This window comes from Nocardia sp. NPDC003482 (assembly GCF_053588115.1).
Window position 1 is genome coordinate 341016 of sequence record NZ_JBSFPI010000005.1, and the last position, 16029, is coordinate 357044.

At 71.0% G+C, this 16029-nt stretch carries 17 protein-coding genes; 7 read left to right on the plus strand and 10 right to left on the minus strand.

Annotated elements, in window-relative coordinates:
* Positions 1-18 precede the first annotated feature (18 nt).
* From ACWDSJ_RS10730 to ACWDSJ_RS10740, 3 genes are read left to right on the plus strand one after another with little or no spacing between them, the layout of a single operon-like run.
* Entirely contained in the window at positions 19-768 is a 750-nt protein-coding gene (locus ACWDSJ_RS10730) for a thioesterase II family protein (protein ID WP_450030989.1), read from the plus strand.
* Positions 762-2861, plus strand: coding sequence for an MMPL family transporter (locus ACWDSJ_RS10735; RefSeq protein ID WP_450030991.1), 2100 nt, complete (start codon positions 762-764; stop codon positions 2859-2861). Before ACWDSJ_RS10730 ends, ACWDSJ_RS10735 begins: the two co-directional genes overlap by 7 nt.
* 1 nt (position 2862) lies before the next feature.
* On the plus strand, positions 2863-3396 hold the full coding sequence (locus tag ACWDSJ_RS10740) for a DUF2505 domain-containing protein (protein ID WP_450030993.1): 534 nt from the start codon (positions 2863-2865) through the stop codon (positions 3394-3396).
* On the opposite strand, the gene ACWDSJ_RS10745 is transcribed toward ACWDSJ_RS10740, so the two are convergent.
* The 3 genes from ACWDSJ_RS10745 to ACWDSJ_RS10755 all read right to left on the minus strand — a co-directional run bounded on the left by ACWDSJ_RS10745 (position 3360) and on the right by ACWDSJ_RS10755 (position 6135).
* The gene (locus ACWDSJ_RS10745) at positions 3360-4031 is read right to left on the minus strand and encodes a TetR family transcriptional regulator (RefSeq protein WP_387364487.1); all 672 of its coding nucleotides are present in this window, start codon (positions 4029-4031) and stop codon (positions 3360-3362) included. The two genes, ACWDSJ_RS10740 and ACWDSJ_RS10745, sit on opposite strands and share 37 nt — an antisense overlap.
* 44 nt (positions 4032-4075) lie before the next feature.
* The gene (locus tag ACWDSJ_RS10750) at positions 4076-4795 is read right to left on the minus strand and encodes a TetR/AcrR family transcriptional regulator (RefSeq protein WP_387364484.1); all 720 of its coding nucleotides are present in this window, start codon (positions 4793-4795) and stop codon (positions 4076-4078) included.
* An 86-nt stretch (positions 4796-4881) separates the two neighbouring features.
* Positions 4882-6135, minus strand: a complete 1254-nt coding sequence (locus ACWDSJ_RS10755; RefSeq protein WP_450030995.1) for an amidohydrolase family protein — start codon at positions 6133-6135, stop codon at positions 4882-4884.
* 216 nt (positions 6136-6351) lie between these two features.
* On the opposite strand from ACWDSJ_RS10755, the gene ACWDSJ_RS10760 reads away from it, so the two are divergent.
* From ACWDSJ_RS10760 to ACWDSJ_RS10770, 3 genes are all read left to right on the plus strand, one after another.
* Complete coding sequence (locus ACWDSJ_RS10760) at positions 6352-7185, plus strand: mycofactocin-coupled SDR family oxidoreductase (protein WP_450030997.1); 834 nt, start codon at positions 6352-6354, stop codon at positions 7183-7185.
* Between the two features lie 22 nt (positions 7186-7207).
* The gene (locus ACWDSJ_RS10765; protein ID WP_450030999.1) at positions 7208-8377 is read left to right on the plus strand and encodes a Zn-ribbon domain-containing OB-fold protein; all 1170 of its coding nucleotides are present in this window, start codon (positions 7208-7210) and stop codon (positions 8375-8377) included.
* Between the two features lie 176 nt (positions 8378-8553).
* A complete protein-coding gene (locus ACWDSJ_RS10770) occupies positions 8554-9150 on the plus strand; it encodes a hypothetical protein (protein ID WP_450031001.1) in 597 nt (198 codons plus the stop codon).
* Positions 9151-9182: 32 nt separating this feature from the next.
* Here the strand turns inward: ACWDSJ_RS10770 and ACWDSJ_RS10775 are convergent, their stop codons facing one another.
* The 7 genes from ACWDSJ_RS10775 to ACWDSJ_RS10805 form a co-directional block, all read right to left on the minus strand.
* Positions 9183-10034: an MFS transporter gene (locus ACWDSJ_RS10775; protein ID WP_450031003.1), complete on the minus strand. Its 852-nt coding sequence runs from the start codon at positions 10032-10034 to the stop codon at positions 9183-9185.
* A 13-nt stretch (positions 10035-10047) separates the two neighbouring features.
* The gene (locus ACWDSJ_RS10780) at positions 10048-11019 is read right to left on the minus strand and encodes a VOC family protein (RefSeq protein WP_450031005.1); all 972 of its coding nucleotides are present in this window, start codon (positions 11017-11019) and stop codon (positions 10048-10050) included.
* A gap of 30 nt (positions 11020-11049) precedes the next feature.
* A complete protein-coding gene (locus tag ACWDSJ_RS10785; protein ID WP_450031007.1) occupies positions 11050-12123 on the minus strand; it encodes a 4-oxalomesaconate tautomerase in 1074 nt (357 codons plus the stop codon).
* Positions 12120-12827, minus strand: a complete 708-nt coding sequence (locus ACWDSJ_RS10790; RefSeq protein WP_450031008.1) for a 4-carboxy-4-hydroxy-2-oxoadipate aldolase/oxaloacetate decarboxylase — start codon at positions 12825-12827, stop codon at positions 12120-12122. The genes ACWDSJ_RS10785 and ACWDSJ_RS10790 overlap by 4 nt, the downstream gene beginning before the upstream one ends.
* Positions 12828-12832: 5 nt before the next feature.
* Complete coding sequence (locus ACWDSJ_RS10795) at positions 12833-13618, minus strand: DUF1932 domain-containing protein (protein WP_450031010.1); 786 nt, start codon at positions 13616-13618, stop codon at positions 12833-12835.
* Positions 13615-14352, minus strand: coding sequence for a PIG-L deacetylase family protein (locus tag ACWDSJ_RS10800; RefSeq protein ID WP_450031012.1), 738 nt, complete (start codon positions 14350-14352; stop codon positions 13615-13617). The genes ACWDSJ_RS10795 and ACWDSJ_RS10800 overlap by 4 nt, the downstream gene beginning before the upstream one ends.
* A gap of 109 nt (positions 14353-14461) precedes the next feature.
* Positions 14462-15118: a GntR family transcriptional regulator gene (locus ACWDSJ_RS10805; protein WP_450031014.1), complete on the minus strand. Its 657-nt coding sequence runs from the start codon at positions 15116-15118 to the stop codon at positions 14462-14464.
* A 165-nt stretch (positions 15119-15283) separates the two neighbouring features.
* On the opposite strand from ACWDSJ_RS10805, the gene ACWDSJ_RS10810 reads away from it, so the two are divergent.
* On the plus strand, positions 15284-16029 hold a 746-nt coding region (locus ACWDSJ_RS10810), incomplete at its 3' end, for a TauD/TfdA dioxygenase family protein (RefSeq protein WP_450031015.1).

The following is a 16029-nucleotide window of genomic DNA, read 5'->3' on the forward strand; positions in this document are numbered from 1 at the left end:
CGACGGAAGCGAGCACCGATGCGCTCACCCTGGTACCGCCTGATCGAGGCCGCCGCGCCCGCCCGCCGCCTCGTGTGCTTCCCGCACGCGGGGGCGTCGGCCGGGTTCTACCGGTCGTGGGCCGACCACGTCGATCCCGGCACCGAACTGTGCCTGATCCAGTACCCCGCCCGGCAGGAACGGTTGCGCGAGCCGATGCCGGACTCGATCGCCGAACTCGGCGGCGCGATCGCCGCCGCGCTGCGGGCGCTCCCGCCGCTGCCGACCGTGCTGTTCGGGCACAGCATGGGCGGCTTCACGGCCTTCGAGACCGTGCGCGCCGATCGCGAAAGCCCATGGGAGGCACTGGTTCTGTCCGCCGCTCCCGCCCCCGGGCTGCGCCGCCCCCTCGGGGTCGACACCCTCGGCGACCGGGAACTGGTGGCCCGGCTCGACGGGCTGTCGGAGGCCGAGCAACGGCTGCTGACCGATCCCGAACTGGGTCCGATGTTCCTGCGGACGCTGCGCGCGGATCTGCGGCTGCTGGACCGCTACGAGATCCCGCGCGGGGAGCCGATCGACGTGCCCCTCGCCTGTTTCGTCGCCGACGCCGACCCGGTGTGCGCTCCGTCCGCCGCGGCCGGATGGCAGCGGTTCAGCCGAATACCGTTGGGCACCACCGTGTTCGCGGGTTCGCACCTGTATCTCGCCGCCGACCCGGCGGCCGTCGTCGCCGCGGCGCTGCGCGTCGCCGACACCGCCGCCACGAACGGGAGCACCCGATGCTGACCCGACCGCGCACCCGATTCGTGCTCGTCACCACCCTGGTGCTGTTCCTGCTCGCGCTGACCGTCGAATTCACCGTCGGCGACCGGCGATTGGCGGGCGGCGCGTCCGATCCGGGCGCGGACTCCGCGCTGGCCGCGCGGGCGATCAGCGAGATCGCCCCGCAGGCCGACCCCAATCTGTTCCTGCTGGTGTCCTCGCCCAAGGGCGTCGACGATCCCGAGGTCGCCGAATTCGGCCGTCGGCTGACCGATCGGCTCGCCGCCGAGGACGGTCTCGGCGGCGTCGTATCCGCGTGGACCGCACCGCTTCCCGCGCTGCGCTCGGCCGATCACACCGAGGCCCTGGTGATCGCCCACATCCGCGGCGACGAGGGCGCGCAGGACAAGACCCTCGCCGCGGTGCGCGGGCACCTGCCCGACGCGGGACCGGGAATCACCGTGCGGCTGGGTGGTCCGGCCGTCGTCCGGGCCGAGGTGCAGTCCACCATCAAGGCCGATCTGCTGCGCGCCGAACTGATCGCGCTGCCGCTCATGCTGATCGTGCTGCTGGCCGTGTTCGGCGGGGTGACCGCGGCGCTGCTGCCGATCGCGGTCGGGCTGTTCTCCATCGTCACCACCAACTCCATCCTGCGGCTGCTCGGCCACCTCACCGATGTGTCGGTGTTCTCCCAGAACCTCACCACCGCGGTGGGTTTGGGGCTCGCGGTGGACTACGCGCTGCTGATGGTGCGCCGCTTCCGCGAGGAACTGGCCGACACCGACGACGTGGACGCCGCCGTGCGCGCCACCGTCGCCACCGCCGGGCGGACCGTGGTGTTCTCCGCGGCCACCATCACCGCCGTGCTCGCGGTGCTGCTGCTGTTCCCGATGTACTTCCTGCGGTCGTTCGCCTACGCCGGGATCGTCGTCGTGGCGATCTCGACCGTCGCGGTGGTGGTGTGCCTGCCCGCCGCGCTCCGGTTGCTCGGCAACCGGATCGGGCGGTCGGGGCGGGCCGCCGCGGCGGGATCGGAGCGATGGGCGCGCTGGACGCGGGTGGTGCTGGCGCGGCCGTGGGCCTTCGCGATCGTCACCGCCGGGGTGCTGCTGGCCCTGGCCGCGCCGTTCGCCTCGGTCACCTACGGCACGGTCGACGACCGCCAGCTGCCACCCGGTTCGGCGATTCGCGCCACCCACGACGCGTTGCGCGAGGACTTCCAGGCCAGCGCCCTGCCCATCGCCTATCTGGTGATCCCCGACGACCGCGAACCCGGCGAAATCCGCGCTCTCGGAACCGAATTGGCGGCGATCCACGGCGTCGCCCAGGTGGCCGCGCCGCCGCTGCTGACCGATCCGCGCACCACCCGCATGACCCGGCCCGGCGCGCTGCTGATCATGCCCGACAAGGGCATCGAACCGACCTCCGCGGCGGGGCAGGCCGTCGTCGCGCAGGTTCAGAAAGCCGCTCGCGCCCATGGCATTCGGGTCGGCGGGGAGATCGCGACGCTGCTCGACACCAAGGCCGCCATCGGGCGGCTCGCCGGACCCGCGATCGGGGTCGTCGCGCTCGTGGCCCTGATCGCGGTGTATCTGCTCACCGGCAGCGTGCTGTTGGCGGCGGTGTCGGTGGTGGTCAACGGGCTGAGCCTGACCGCGACGCTGGGCGCGATCGTGCTGATCTTCCAGGACGGTCATCTGTCGGGGCTGCTCGGGTTCACCCCGACCGGCGCGATCGATTCCACGCTGCCGATCCTGGTCATCTGCATCGCGTTCGGATTGTCCATGGACTACGGCGTTTTCGTGCTGGCGCGGCTCGCCGAGGAACACCGCGCCGGGACGCCGGACCGGGCGGCGATCGTGAACGCCATCCAGCGCACCGGCGGCATCATCACCTCCGCGGCGGTGATCCTGACCATCGTGCTGCTGGCCATCGGCGCGTCGCGGGTGGCCGCCACCAAGATGATCGGCATCGGCGTCGCCCTGGCCGCGCTCGTGGACGCGAGCATCGTGCGGCTCGTTCTCGTCCCGGCCGTGCTCGGCCTGCTCACCGGGCGCATGTGGTGGTCACCCGCGCGCCGATCCCGTTCCCCCGTCCCAACCACGATCGGAAGTTGACATGCCCAAGACCTTTTCCGAGGACTACGACTTCGCCGTCCCGATGGCCGCGGTGCACGCGGCGATGGTGAGCCGCCCGCACTGGGAGCAACGGTTCGCCGCGATCGGCGAGGGCCGGACCAGTCTCACCGATTTCCGCACCGCCGGTGATGTCGTCACGATCGCCGCGTCCACCGAGGTGGCGAGCGCGCTGCTGCCGCGCGGCGTCGGGCGCAAACGCGCCAAGGAGATCACCTTCGACTTCGAGGAGTCCTGGCATCCGATCGCAGGTTCCACCGCCACCGGCGTGTTCCACGGCTGGATCGAGTTGGGGCGCATGACCGTCGACGCGCTGTTCGCGTTGAGCGCGCGCGGAGACGACGCCTGCGCGCTGGCGTTGAGCGGGACCGTCGAATCCAAGCTGCCGGTGTTCGGGCGAGCGGTAGAGGACACGGTGTGCCAGCAGATGGTCGAGGGGTTCTTCGACAACTGCCGGTTCATCGACGCGTGGGTGCGCGATCACTCCGTCTCGGGCTCCTCGCGGCCCGGCTCGTAGGGGGAGATGAACGACGGGCGCAGCACGAACCGGTGCGCGCCGTGCTCGCGCGCGGCCTCGGGCGGGGCGGCGAGAGCGGCGTTATCGCTCGTCAGGCGGTAGATGACGCGTTCGAGGGCGGGCAGGATCTCGGTGCTCGCCAGGGCGCCGTCGACGAAGCGGCCGATCAGGGCGTGGGTCATATTGGTGAGCACGAGCGCCACATCGGCGACGTAGTCGGGGTCCAGATCGTCGAGCAGGTCGGCGGCGCTGGGCAGGATGGCGGCGAACCCCTGATTGTCCAGGCGCTGACCGCCCGGGGCCGAGCGGGCCAGATAGTGCGCCTCGAGCATCCGCGGATGGCGTTCCCACGGTTCGAAGACCGAGCGCAGCAGCCGAATCAGCCCGTCGCGCAACGTCTCCCGATCCGGGGCGGGCGGGGCGGGGTGATAGGTGTTGGTCGCCATCCACTCCTCGATGGCGGCCAGGATGAGCGCGTCGCGGGTGGGATAGAGCTTGTACACCGTCGTCAGCGAGACCTTGGCCCGCCGGGCCACCTCGCGCAGCTGCACCGCGTCGTAGCCCTCGGCCTCGATGAGCGCGATGACCTCGTCGATGATCACCGCGGCGGCGTCGCGATTACTCCTCCGGCTCATCGATGTACGATAACGCAGTTATCGAGGAAATGAGAATCGTATTCTCAGCTCTTGGCGATCCCGTGCGCGCAGAAGTCCCAGACCTCCGGCGCGGTGATCGGATGCTGGGTCTGCTCGTCGGTGCTGCCGGCCGACTGCGCGATGAACATGACGGTCTGCATGACCATCGCCGCCGCGCGGCGCGGCTCGACGCCCGGTCGTAATTGCTTGGCCGCCACCGCCTCCTCCAGCAATTCGGTGAACAACGCCAGCAGCGGCGCGTGCGCGACCTTCACCTGAGCCGGATGCGAGACCAGCAGCTGCGGCGCGAAGTCGGTGAACAGCGGACGCTGCGCGGACGGATCGGGGCGGCACAGCTCGAACAGCAGCTCGACGGTGATCTGGAGTTTGTCCAGCGGCTTCTTCTTGCTGTCGGCCGCCGCGCGCAGCTGTTCGGCCGTGCGCACGAGCGCGTCCTCGAACAGGGCGAGCAGCAACTCGTGCTTACCGTCGAATTGCAGATAGAAGCTGCGCAACGACTGCCGGGAGCGGTCGACGACCTCCTGGACGGTGAAGTCCGTGGTCCCCTTCTCGGTGATGATCGCCTGCGCGGCGTCGAGGAACTTCTGCACCCGCTGCTCGGCCCGGCGTTTGGCGGTCCGCAGCGAACGCTCGACGGCACGCTGCTTCCAGGCGGGCTCCTCGCTCGGACTGGTCACGGGTGCCTCGGTCCTCGGTCGCGTGAAGAGAACATGAGGGCACTGTACCGGAGAATGATGTGACACCGTGCATCACGGTACGGTGTCAACCGAGATTCCAGAGATCGTCCCTTTCCATTGTGGCATATACCGCTCTCGGCGGAAATCCGGCCTCAGCTCGCGCGGGCGGCGTACAGCTCGGCGTACTCCTTGCGCGACTTGGTGGAGGTGTCGACGTCGCGGGCCTGCTCGCGCAGCGCGCCGACCGTGGCCCGCTCCCGCGAAATGTGCTGGAACGGATCCCAATTCAGGAATCGGCAGGCGTTCTGCCAGGTGATCTTGTCGATATCGGTGTCGTCGGCCCCCGCGGCCGCCAACTCGGCCAGCACGAACTCCGGCGCGTTCGGCCAGATCGAATCCGAGTGCGGGTAATCGCATTCCCACGCGATGTTGTCGATGCCGATCTCGTGGCGCAGCTTCAGCGACGTCTTGTCGGTGACATAGCAGGAGATGGCGTGCTCGCGGAACACCTCGCTGGGCAGCTTGCCGCCGAAGTCGCGGCGCAGCCACTTCTGATTGGTGTAGTGGCGATCCGAGCGATCCAAAAAGAACGGGATCCAGCCGACGCCGCCCTCGGAGAACGACACCCTCAGTCCGGGAAAGCGACGGAAAGCCGGTCCCCACAACAGATCCTGGGCCGAGATGAGCGAGACGCTCGGCGCGAGCACCATGAGATTGTCGATGGGCGCGTCCGGGGCCAGTTTCAGCACGCCGAAGCCCTGGCCGATGTGCAGGTTCATCACGGTCTCGTTGTCCTGCAACGCCTGCAGGACCGGGGCCCAGTAGCTCATGTCGTGGTAGCTGGGCAGGCCGTCGAGATGCGGTAGCTCCGGCATGCTCACCGAGTGGCAGCCCTTGGCGGCGACGCGCTCGATCTCGGCGACGGCGAGCGCCGGATCCCACAGCGGCAGAATGGCCAACGGGATGAACCGGCCCGGGTACGCGCCCGCCCAGTCCTCGATGTGCCAGTCGTTGTACGCCTGGATGACCGCGACGGTGATCTCGTCGGGCTCCTGGCTCAGGTGCCGGGCGCTGAAGCCCGCGAAGGTGGGGAAGCACATCGAGGCCAGCACGCCGTTGGCGTTCATGTCCCGGACGCGCTCGTGCACGTCGTAGACCCCCGGGCGCATCTCCGCGTAGCCCGCGGGGTCGTAGCCCCACTCCTCCGGCGGCCAGGACACCACCGCGTTCAGGCCGGTCACGCCGACCGGACGGCCGCGGTAGACCCAGCGGTCGACGCCCTTGTCGTCGACGATGACCTTGGGAGCCAGGTCCGCCCATTTCGCCGGGACGCGGCCGTCGAACATGTGGATCGGCTCGACCACGTGGTCATCGATACTCACCAGGATCATGTCGTCGATGTTCACGGGACTCCTCGCTGCTCGTGCGGAGGTCGGACGGGTCCGGCCCGACCACGGTATGAGATTAACAATCTCCGCAGAGAAGAATCATACTCTCATGCTGAGTGCTGGCGATACCGGAGCGGCCACTTGTACCTGCCCTGTAATGCCATTAACGTTCATTGAGAATCATATTTCCGCTCCGGCACCCGCGGGGACGGAGCCGCACCCCGGGGAGGCCGCATGCGGGCGCGCGACGTGGCGTGGAATTCCGGGCAGCGGCGGGTGGCGGTGGTGACCGGGGCCGCGCGCGGCATCGGCGCGGCGACCGTGCTGGCGCTGGCCGATCGCGGCTGGTCGGTGCTGGCCGTCGATGTGGCCGAGGACGATCCGGCGCTGCCGTACGCGCTGGGCACCAAGAAGGAACTGCTCGCCGTCACCGCCGAGGCGGGCGGGCGGGTGAATCGGGTCGGGGCGGTGCGCCCGTTCGTGGCCGACGTCCGCGATCCCGACGCGCTGCGCGCCGCGGTCGCCGAGGCGGTGGCGGTCTGGGGCGGACTGGACGCGGCGATCGGCGCGGCCGGGGTCATCGCGGGCGGAGTTCCGTTGTGGGACATGCCCTTCGATCGGGAGCGCGCGGTGCTCGACGTCTGCCTCGGCGGTGTGCTGAACCTCGCACGGGTCGCCGTCCCCGCCCTGTTGGCCCGCCCCGAACCGCGCTCGGGCCGCTTCCTGGCCGTGGCGTCGGCCGCCGCCACCAAGGGCCTCCCGCGCCTCGCGGTCTACTGCGCCGCGAAAGCCGGTGTGGCGGGGCTGATCCGGGCCCTCGCCGCCGAACTCGGCGGCACCGGGATCACCGCCAACGCCGTGAGCCCCGGCTCGACCGACACCCCCCTCCTGGACGAGTGCGCCCGCCTCTACGGCCTGCCGAGCGTGGCCCGCTTCGCCGGGCAACAGCCCGTCGGCCGCCTGCTCGACCCGGCCGAAACAGCCACGGTCCTGGCCTTTCTCGCCGGACCCGAGAACAGCGCGATGACCGGCGCGGTGATCCCGGTGGACGGGGGCCTGGCGTTGTGAGCGACGAGGAGAGGTGACGACAATGCCGTACGTCGCGTCGATGGGCACCTATCTGCCGTGCTGGGGTGGTCGGTTCCACCGCACGCCGGGGGACGACGAGGACGCGGTGACCCTCGCGGTCGCCGCCGGGCGGGCCGCGCTCGCGGCGGGACTGCCCGTCGAACACGTCGTGCTGGTGAGCCGCGATCTGCCGCAGGCCCTGGTGGATTCGAGCAATGCCGCGGTCCTGCTGGCCGGTCTCGGCCTGGACCCGGAACTCGAGGTGACCGAACGCCTCGGGGGCGCCCCGGCCGCGCTCGACGCGCTCACCTCCGCCCGCCCGCGCGCCCTGGTGATCGGCGTCGACACCGAGCCCGCGGGCGCCGCGGCGGCCCTGGTGTCGGATCGGGTCGGTCTCCAGGTTCGCATCGCCGCGCGGGTCGCGCGCAGCCTGCCCGTGCGCACCCGCAACGCGGTCGGCGCGGTCCACGACTACGGCGATCCCCGGCTGCTGCATCACCGCGGTCTGCTCGCCTCGCTGTCGGCGGCCTGGCTCGACACCCCGGTCGCGGTCGCCGGTGTCGGCAATCGGCAGGCGGCGCGGCTGTGCCTCGACCCGCCGCGGCTGCCGACGCTCGGCGCGAGCGCCGGGCTGTTCGCCGCGGCCGCGATGGCCGAACACGGCGCCTCGGGTCTGCTGGTCGGCGTGGAACAGGCCAACCTGTCCGGTGTTTCGGTGACCCCGGGCCCGGTGGAACTGCATCGCGTCGAGCCGCCCGCGCGCGACGAACCCGAGGGCGACACCACCCCGGGCGCGGATCTGCCGATCTCGCTGGCCGCCTACGAGCGGGCCTTCGAGGCCAAGGTCCGGCTCGAGGCGGGCCGCCACGGCGACAGCCCCGAACTCGACTTCCCGCCGCGCTACCGGGTCGGCTCCGACGGATCGCTGAGCACGGACTACACCCTCGTGCCGCTGCCCCGCACGGGCACGGTCTACGCGGCGACGACCGTGCGCATTCCCGTGCCCGGCTCCCGAAGTCCCTACACCGTGGTGATCGTCGAACTCGACGACGTCGGCGTGCGGGTGCTGGCGAAGGTGACCGGCGCGGACCCCGGAACCGTCGGCATCGGCGACCGCGGGCGCATGGTGTTGCGCCGGGTCGCGGTGCGGTCCGGGGTACCCGACTACGGCTACGCCTTCGAACCCGAGTGATCCAGATCACAATGCACTCAGAATTCGGTTCTCGGCACAGCGATGGATAACCGGGTTACCGTGTGATCGGTAGTTCCCCCGTAGGGCAGCGCGGCACCTGCGAATATCGGCCCTGAGCAGCCGCGCGGCCGTCGGATCTGCCGGTTTCTTCACAGTCGAGAAGCGGGATGGAAACCATGGCTGCACGACCCGTCGATGCCAATGATCGAGGCGTTCGGAACCTCACTTCGACCAGTCGCTGGCGGGCTCGCGCCCGGCGGCATCCGCTGCGCTACCGCCTGGCGGTCATCGGGGCGGATCCCGGCGATGTCGTCCGCCACGCGGGCGGCTGGCTGTTCGACCGGGTGGGCGCGGGCTGGGAGGCCGCCGTCCTCGTCGACGGCGACGCCGCGACGCGCCCGCTGGACATGCTCGGCGCGACCGTGCTCGACCGGCGCGAGGCCCTCGCCGCGCCGCTGCACGAATTGCGCCCGCACACCCTCGCGGTGGACACCGCGACGTATCTGGCGGACGAGCGCGTCCGCGCGGGTGTGCTCGGCTGCCTGGACCGCGGGCTGTCCGAGGTCGTGCTGTGGGGCGCGGATCTGCCCACCGAACTCGACGAGGTCGTCGCGCCCGTCTGGCATCGGATGAGCGCGGCGGGCCGGGCCTTCAAATTCGCCGCCCTCGCGGCGGCCGGAACGTCGGTCACCCCGGCCGACGCGACCGAGGTGTTCCGGATCGGCGAGCCGCGCGCGGCCGACTACGCGGGCGAGGTGCGCTCGGCCCGGTAGGCGGGCTCGATGATGTTGCGGCACACCGGGATTCAGGCCGGTTGCGCGGGGTGCGCGGATATTCCGGTCGCGGCGGCGGTTTCGGTCGCCGCGACCGCCTCGACCCGCGGGTCGCGCCGGACGAAGGACAGGGTGATCAGCGCGATCACCGCGGCGGCGGCGAACATCCCGAAGCCGCCCGTGGTCAACCCGTGCGAGAGCAGTACCCCGCCGAACCACGGCCCGACGATCGAGCCCCAGCGGCCGACCGAGGACACCCAGCCCAGCGCGGTCGCCCGGACGCTGGGCAGGTAGTGGGTCGTGGTCGAGGCGTAGATCAAAGTCTGTGCGCTGAACAGGAATCCGCCCGTGACGAAGACGACCGTGTAGGTCGCCGCCAGCGGCATACGGAACACCAGCAGCCCCACGCCGAGCGCCGTCATGGCGAACCAGATCATGGCCACCCGCTGGGGTCCGAACCGGTCGGCCAGCGGTCCGGCGACCAACATGCCGACGATGCCGCCCAGGTTGATCACGAGCAGGAAGCTGATCGCCGAACCCAGGTTGTAGCCGTGCCCGCGCATCATCGTGGGCAACCAGGTGTTCATCCCGTACACCAGCAGCAGCCCGAAGAACGACGCGATCCAGAACAGCAGGGTGGTCGAGCGGATCCCGCGCGCGAACAGCGCGCGCACACTGCCGCGGCGTTCGGGAGCGCCCGGCTCGGGCGCGTAGAAGCCCAGCGGCACACCGTATTTCGCGCACAGGGCGCGGGCCCGCTCGGTCCGTCCGCTGGCCAGCAGATAGGTCACCGACTCCGGCAGCAGCGCCCAGCACAGCGCGATCACGCGGGTCGCCAGGGCGGTGATGGCGGAGTTGCCGCCGGGGGTGACGGTCGGGGACACCGGTGTCTCTTTTCTAGCGGTCCGCTTCGCGGGCCAGTTCCGCGGCGGTCGGGGTGCCGTGCGTGTGGAACGACTCGATGGTCCGCAGACCCCACGCCTGTCCCTTGGCCCGTTCGGCCTCGGTCCAGTCCACGCGCTGCCAATCGGGCGCGAGGATCAGGCGCGCACCGGGATTGCACAGCTCGATGCGGTTGCCGCCGGGCTCGTACACGTAGAGGAAGAAGGTCTGCTGGATGGCGTGCTTGTGCGGTCCGGTCTCGATGAACACGCCCTGATCGAGGGCGACGTCGCAGGCGCGCAGGATGTCGGCGCGGCTGTCGGCGGCGAAGGCGATGTGGTGCAGCCGCCCCGCCAGCCCGAGGTTGTCGCGGGTGTAGACGAGGTCGTAGCTCTTGTTGGTGAAGGTGGTCCACGCGCCCGCGATCGTGCCGTCGTCGAGCACGATCTGTTCGGTGGTCATCGCCCCGAGCGTGTCGACGAGGAAGTCGCGGTTGTCCACCGGCACGCGGCCCAGGAAGTTGACGTGGTCGAGCCGCCGCACCGGCACGCCGTTGCCGGGGTAGGCCGCGGCCTGGTTCTTCAGCGCGGGCCGGATGTCCTCGGCGCACTGGAACCACTCGGCCTCGTAGTACAGGCCGAACTCGTGCCCGTCGGGATCGGTGAACAGATACGTCGGCCCGAAGCCGGGTTCGCCGTCGGCCCAACCGATTCCGCGTCCGGCGGCCTCGAGCGCGGCCACCCGCGCGGTGAGCGCCTCCGGGCTCGCCGCGCGCAGATGGGTGCGGCCGATGCCCGCGTGCCGATGCGCCCGCAGCGACAGCGTGTGGTGCTGGTAGTCGTCCCAGGCGTGCAGGTACACCACATCGCCGTCGGAGCCGACCACGCGCAGGCCGAGGAAGTCGGTGCAGAACTCCACGCTGCCCTCCACATCGGGCGTGAGCAGCTGGACGTGCCCGAGATGGGCGATGTCGTGACGGGGTGCCATGGGTGCGGTCCTCCTCGACCGTCGGGCGCGTCAGGCGCGGGGAAAAGCCTTACCGGCGAACAACTTTCGAGCGGTGCGCAGCACGCCCGCGGAGCGCACCGCGGGCGGTTCGGCGGTGATGTCCAGATCGACGTCGACCAGCAGGTGCCCGGACGGGTGCTCGACGTCCACCCGCCGCACCGCCCGCTCACCGCGGAACTCGTGGCCGACCGCGCCGGGGGTCAGCACCGCCGACGCGGCGCTGATCGCGGCGAAGACGCCGAGGGCGGTGTGCGGGCGCACCGGGATGAACGAGCGCGCGCACACCAGCCCGCCGTCGCGCGGGGGAGCCAGCAGCACCGTCTTGGGCACCGGCGCATCCGACACCTCGCCCAACCCCATGAGCCCGGCGGCCTTGCGCCGCACCGTGTCCACGCGCTCGAGCAGGGTCCGGTTCTCGGCCAACTCGGCGGCGGACTCGTATCCGCTCACCCCGAAACTCGCGGCGGTCGCGACCACGACCGGCATGCCGTTGTCCACGCAGGTGACCGCGAGGCCGTCGATCTCGTCGCGCACCCGGCCGGTGGGGTACAGGCCGGATGTGGCCGAACCGGCGGTGTCGGCGAAGGTGAGTTCGATCGGCGCGGCGGTGCCGGGCACGCCGTCGATGCGGGCGTCACCGGAGTAGACCGGGCGGCCGTCGCGGACCGGGAAGACGGCCGTGGCGAGGCTGTTCGAATTGACCTGGTGGATACGGACTTTCGCGCTGTCGCCGGTCGCGGTGACCAGTCCGGTCTCGACCGCGAACGGCCCGACCCCGGCGAGCATATTGCCGCAGTTCTGCCGGTCCGAGACGGTCGGGGCGTCCACACCCAGTTGCAGGAACAGGTACTCCACGTCCGCGTCGGGTCGCGGCGACGGCGCGACGATCGCGACCTTGCTGGTGAGCGAGGTGGCCCCGCCCATTCCGTCGATCTGGCGGGGGTCGGGGGTGCCCATGACGCGCAGCAGCAGATCGTCGCGGGCCGCCGGATCGGCGGGCAGATCCGACGCCAGGAAGAATCCGCCCTTGGACGTTCCGCCCCGCATCCACACACACGGGACGCCCTCGGTCTCCGGACTCATGCCTGCTCCTTCGCGGCGTAGTCCTCGTAGGAGACGTAGGTGATGCCGAGATCGCCCAGGCGCGAACGCAATCCGTAGCGGTCGAGTCCGAGCTCGCCGCGCCGGAACGCCGCCCGGCTCGCCTCCTCCTTGGCGACCCGGGCCGCGGCGGCGGTCAGCACCGCGGGCACCCGGGTGCGCGGGACGCACGCCACGCCGTCGTCGTCGGCCACGATCACATCGCCGGGCCGAATCACCTGCCCCTCCAGCACGATCGGCACGTTCACCGCCCCGGCGGTGGCCTTGACCGACCCCTGCGCGCTCACGGCCGTGGACCAGGCGGGGAAGCCCAGCTCGCGCAGTTCGGCGACATCGCGGACGCCGCAACCGAGGACGACCCCGCGCACGCCGCGGTGCCGCAGCGCGGTGGCGAACAACTCCCCGAACAGGCCGTCGGTCGAGGGCGAGTTGGTGGCCACCACGAGCACGTCGCCGGGGCGGCACTGCTCGACCGCGACATGGATCATGAGATTGTCGCCGGGCCAGCACATTACGGTGACCGCGGTGCCGCCGACGCGCGCGCCCGGCCAGGCCGGGCGCAGCCGCGGCCCGAGGTATCCGACGCGTCCGGCGGCCTCGTGCACGGTCGCCACGCCGTATTCGCCGAGCCGGTCGGCGTCCGCGAGCGCGGCGCGGGGCGGGTCGGTGACGACGATGGTGTCCATGGGCGCTACTCCTTCGGGTGGGTGGCTTCGACGATGTCGCGCAAGGCGTTTCGGGCCGCGGCGGCGATGTGCGGGGTGACGCCGAGGCCGGTCAGCTGCGCGGCCGCCGCGTCCATCTCCTCGGCGCGGCGCGCGGCGTGGGCGTAGGTGCCCGAGACGAGCCGATCGATCATGGCCGCGTCGAAGCGGACGAATTCGGTGGTCAGGTGGTGGTGGAACCAGTCGCCGCACCCGGCGGCGCGGGCCCCGGCCATGGCCTCCACCACCGCGGCGGCCAGACCCTTGTAGACGACGCTGCGCAACAGCTTGCGCGAACTCGCCGCGCCGACGGGGCCGTCGACGAGGTCGACGTCGATCCCGAACTCCCGCAGTATCGTCGCGAAAGCCGGGGCCGCGGCGCCCGAGGCCGACATCGGGGTGCGCAGCCCCGTGCCGGGGACGGGGGCCATGATCGCGACGTCGACCAGTTCGACCCCGGCGTCCCGAAGACGGTGCGCCAGGCGGACTTTCAGCTCCGGGGTGACGGTGTTGGCCTCGGCCCACAGCGTGCCCGGCCGCAGCGCGGGCAGCGCCGCCGTCACGGCGGCCTCCGCCTCGGCCCCGGTGGTCAGCGAGAACACCAGTTCGGCGTCGCGGACCGCGTCGGCGTCGCCGGATCGTTGCGAAACACCCTCGGGCGCGGGCACTTTCGGGTCGTAGCCGCGCACCGACGCGCCCGCGGCGACCAGATCCCGGGCGAAGGCGGCACCGGCCTCGCCGAGGCCGAGCACCGCGACGGTGCGGGCGGTCACGACAGCGCGGTGGTCACGTGCGGGAAGTGACGCGCGAACGCCTCGGCCCGGGTGTTCCTCAGTAGTCCGAGGTTCGGGCCCGCGTTGCGTTCGTACTGCACGCCGCGGCGCTGGGCCAGATCCTCATAGTAGGTCCACATGTGCTGCTGGGCGCCCAGGCAGCGCATGGCCTTGCGCTTGGTCTCGAACACCTCGGTGATGTCGAGCAGCACGTCCGGGCGGAACTCCGACATCTCCGACTGATGCGGTTCGAAGCTGAAAACCGGTGGCGCGCCGAGGGGTTCGCCGGGCGCGTCGTAGCCGACCGCCTGCGCCAGGATGCGCGCCTGCAACGCCATGCGCGCGGCGGCCGGGTGGTCGCCGTTGTAGGGGTCGATCAGGGTGTGGGTGAGCACCACGGTCGGGGCGGTCTCGCGGTAGACGCGCACCAGCCGGTCGACCAGTTCCGGGGATTCCAGCAGGGGGTAGTCGCCCGCGTCGAGGAAACGGATGTCGGCGCCGAGCACGTCCGCGGCGGCCGCGGCCTCGTCGCGGCGCAGCGTCTTGATCTCGTCGAGCCGCTTGCCCTCGCGCCACGCCTTGGCCGACTCGCCGCGCTCGCCGTAGCTCAGGCACACCACGGTGACGCGCTCGCCGCGCGCGGCGGACAGTGCGATGGCACCGCCCGCGCGCCAGACGAAGTCGCCCGCGTGGGCGCTCACCACCAGTAGCGAATCGGTCGCGTTCTCGGCCATCGCCTCACCTTCCGGGGATCGGGGTGCCGCGTCCGACGGCGGCACGACTCCAACCTAGAAGTTGGTCGGCGAAATTGTCAACAATTTTGGCAACGAAAGTCGGTCGCGCTCAGCTCTCCTCGTTCAGGGCCTCGATCACGCTGTCCAGATGCGCGCGCATCGCCCGCTCGGCGGCGATCGGGTCGCGCGCGACGACCGCGTCGACCACGGCGAGGTGTTCGGCGAGGGAGACTCGCGGTCGTCCCGGGCGCAGGGAGAGCTGGAACTGGAACCGCACGACCTGGGTGTTCAACCGCCCGATGAGATCGGCGGCGGTGCGCTGCCCGGCGATCTCGGCCAGCGCGGCGTGCAGGTCGTGATTGAGCGCGGAGTACTTCAGCGGTTCGTTGTCGCGCACCGCGGCGGTGAGCAGGTCGGCGTGTTCGCGCAGCCGCGCGAGATCGGCCGCGGTGGCGTGCTCGGCGGCCTTGGCCGCGATCAAACCCTCCAGGGCACGGCGACATTCGAGGATCTCCACGGCCTGTTCCCGGCTGACCGCGCGCACCCGCGCGCCGCGATTGGGCACGCGCTCGATCAGTCCCTCGGCGATGAGATCGTCGATCGCCGAGCGCACGCTGCCGCGCGTGACGCCGAACCGCTCGACCAGATCCGCTTCCACCAGCCGCTGCCCCGGCACGACCTCGCCGCGCCGGATGGCCTGCCGCAGCCCGTCCGTGGCGATGGCCTTGCCGTGGGCTCCGCGTGCCAGTTCGGGAGATTCCGACACAGATACCGTCCTGACCGTAGGCGATCGTATTGTCGGCGATTATGCCAACAATTCGCTCGGGCGCGGTAACCGGGCATTTCGATCCGGGTGACCGAAATGCTGTTCGCGGTGCACGCCGGGTGGTTTCGTCGGACCGTTCGTGAGTTCGAGCGAAAGGTCCCCCCGATGTCCGTCGATTACGCAGTAGCCACCGAGACCGCCCTGCGCGTGGTCAAACTCGGTACCCACATCGGCGCGCGGATCGAGGGGGTTCGGCTCGGCGGTGACCTCGACCCGGAGACGGTGGCGACGATCCGGGCCGCGCTCAACGAGCACAAGGTCATCTTCTTCCAGGGCCAGCACCACCTCACCGAGGACGGGCAGTACGAATTCGCCCGGCTGCTGGGCACTCCCACCTCCCCGCATCCCACCGTCCGCTCGCACGGGGTCAAGAGCCTGGCGATCGACTCCCACCACGGCCGGGCCAACAGCTGGCACACCGACGTCACCTTCGTCGACCGGGTGCCCAAGGCGTCCATCCTGCGCGCGGTCACGCTGCCCAGCTACGGCGGCTCGACGACCTGGGCTTCGACGGTCGCGGCGTACAACTCGCTGCCCGAACCGCTCAAGCGGCTCGCCGAGGGCCTGCGCGCGCGGCACACCAATATCTACGACTACGCCGCCACCGCCGAGGACCGCCCCGGCGACAACGAGCGCGCCTACCGCCGCGAATTCGAGTCCGAGTACTTCGAGACCGAGCACCCGGTCGTGCGCGTGCACCCCGAAACGGGCGAAAAGGCTTTGCTGCTCGGACATTTCGTCAAGCAGATCGTCGGCGTGTCGAGCGCCGAATCGCAGGCGCTGTTCCGGCTGTTCCAGGATCGGGTGACCCGCCTCGAACACACCACCCGCTGGAACTGGTCGCTCGGCGA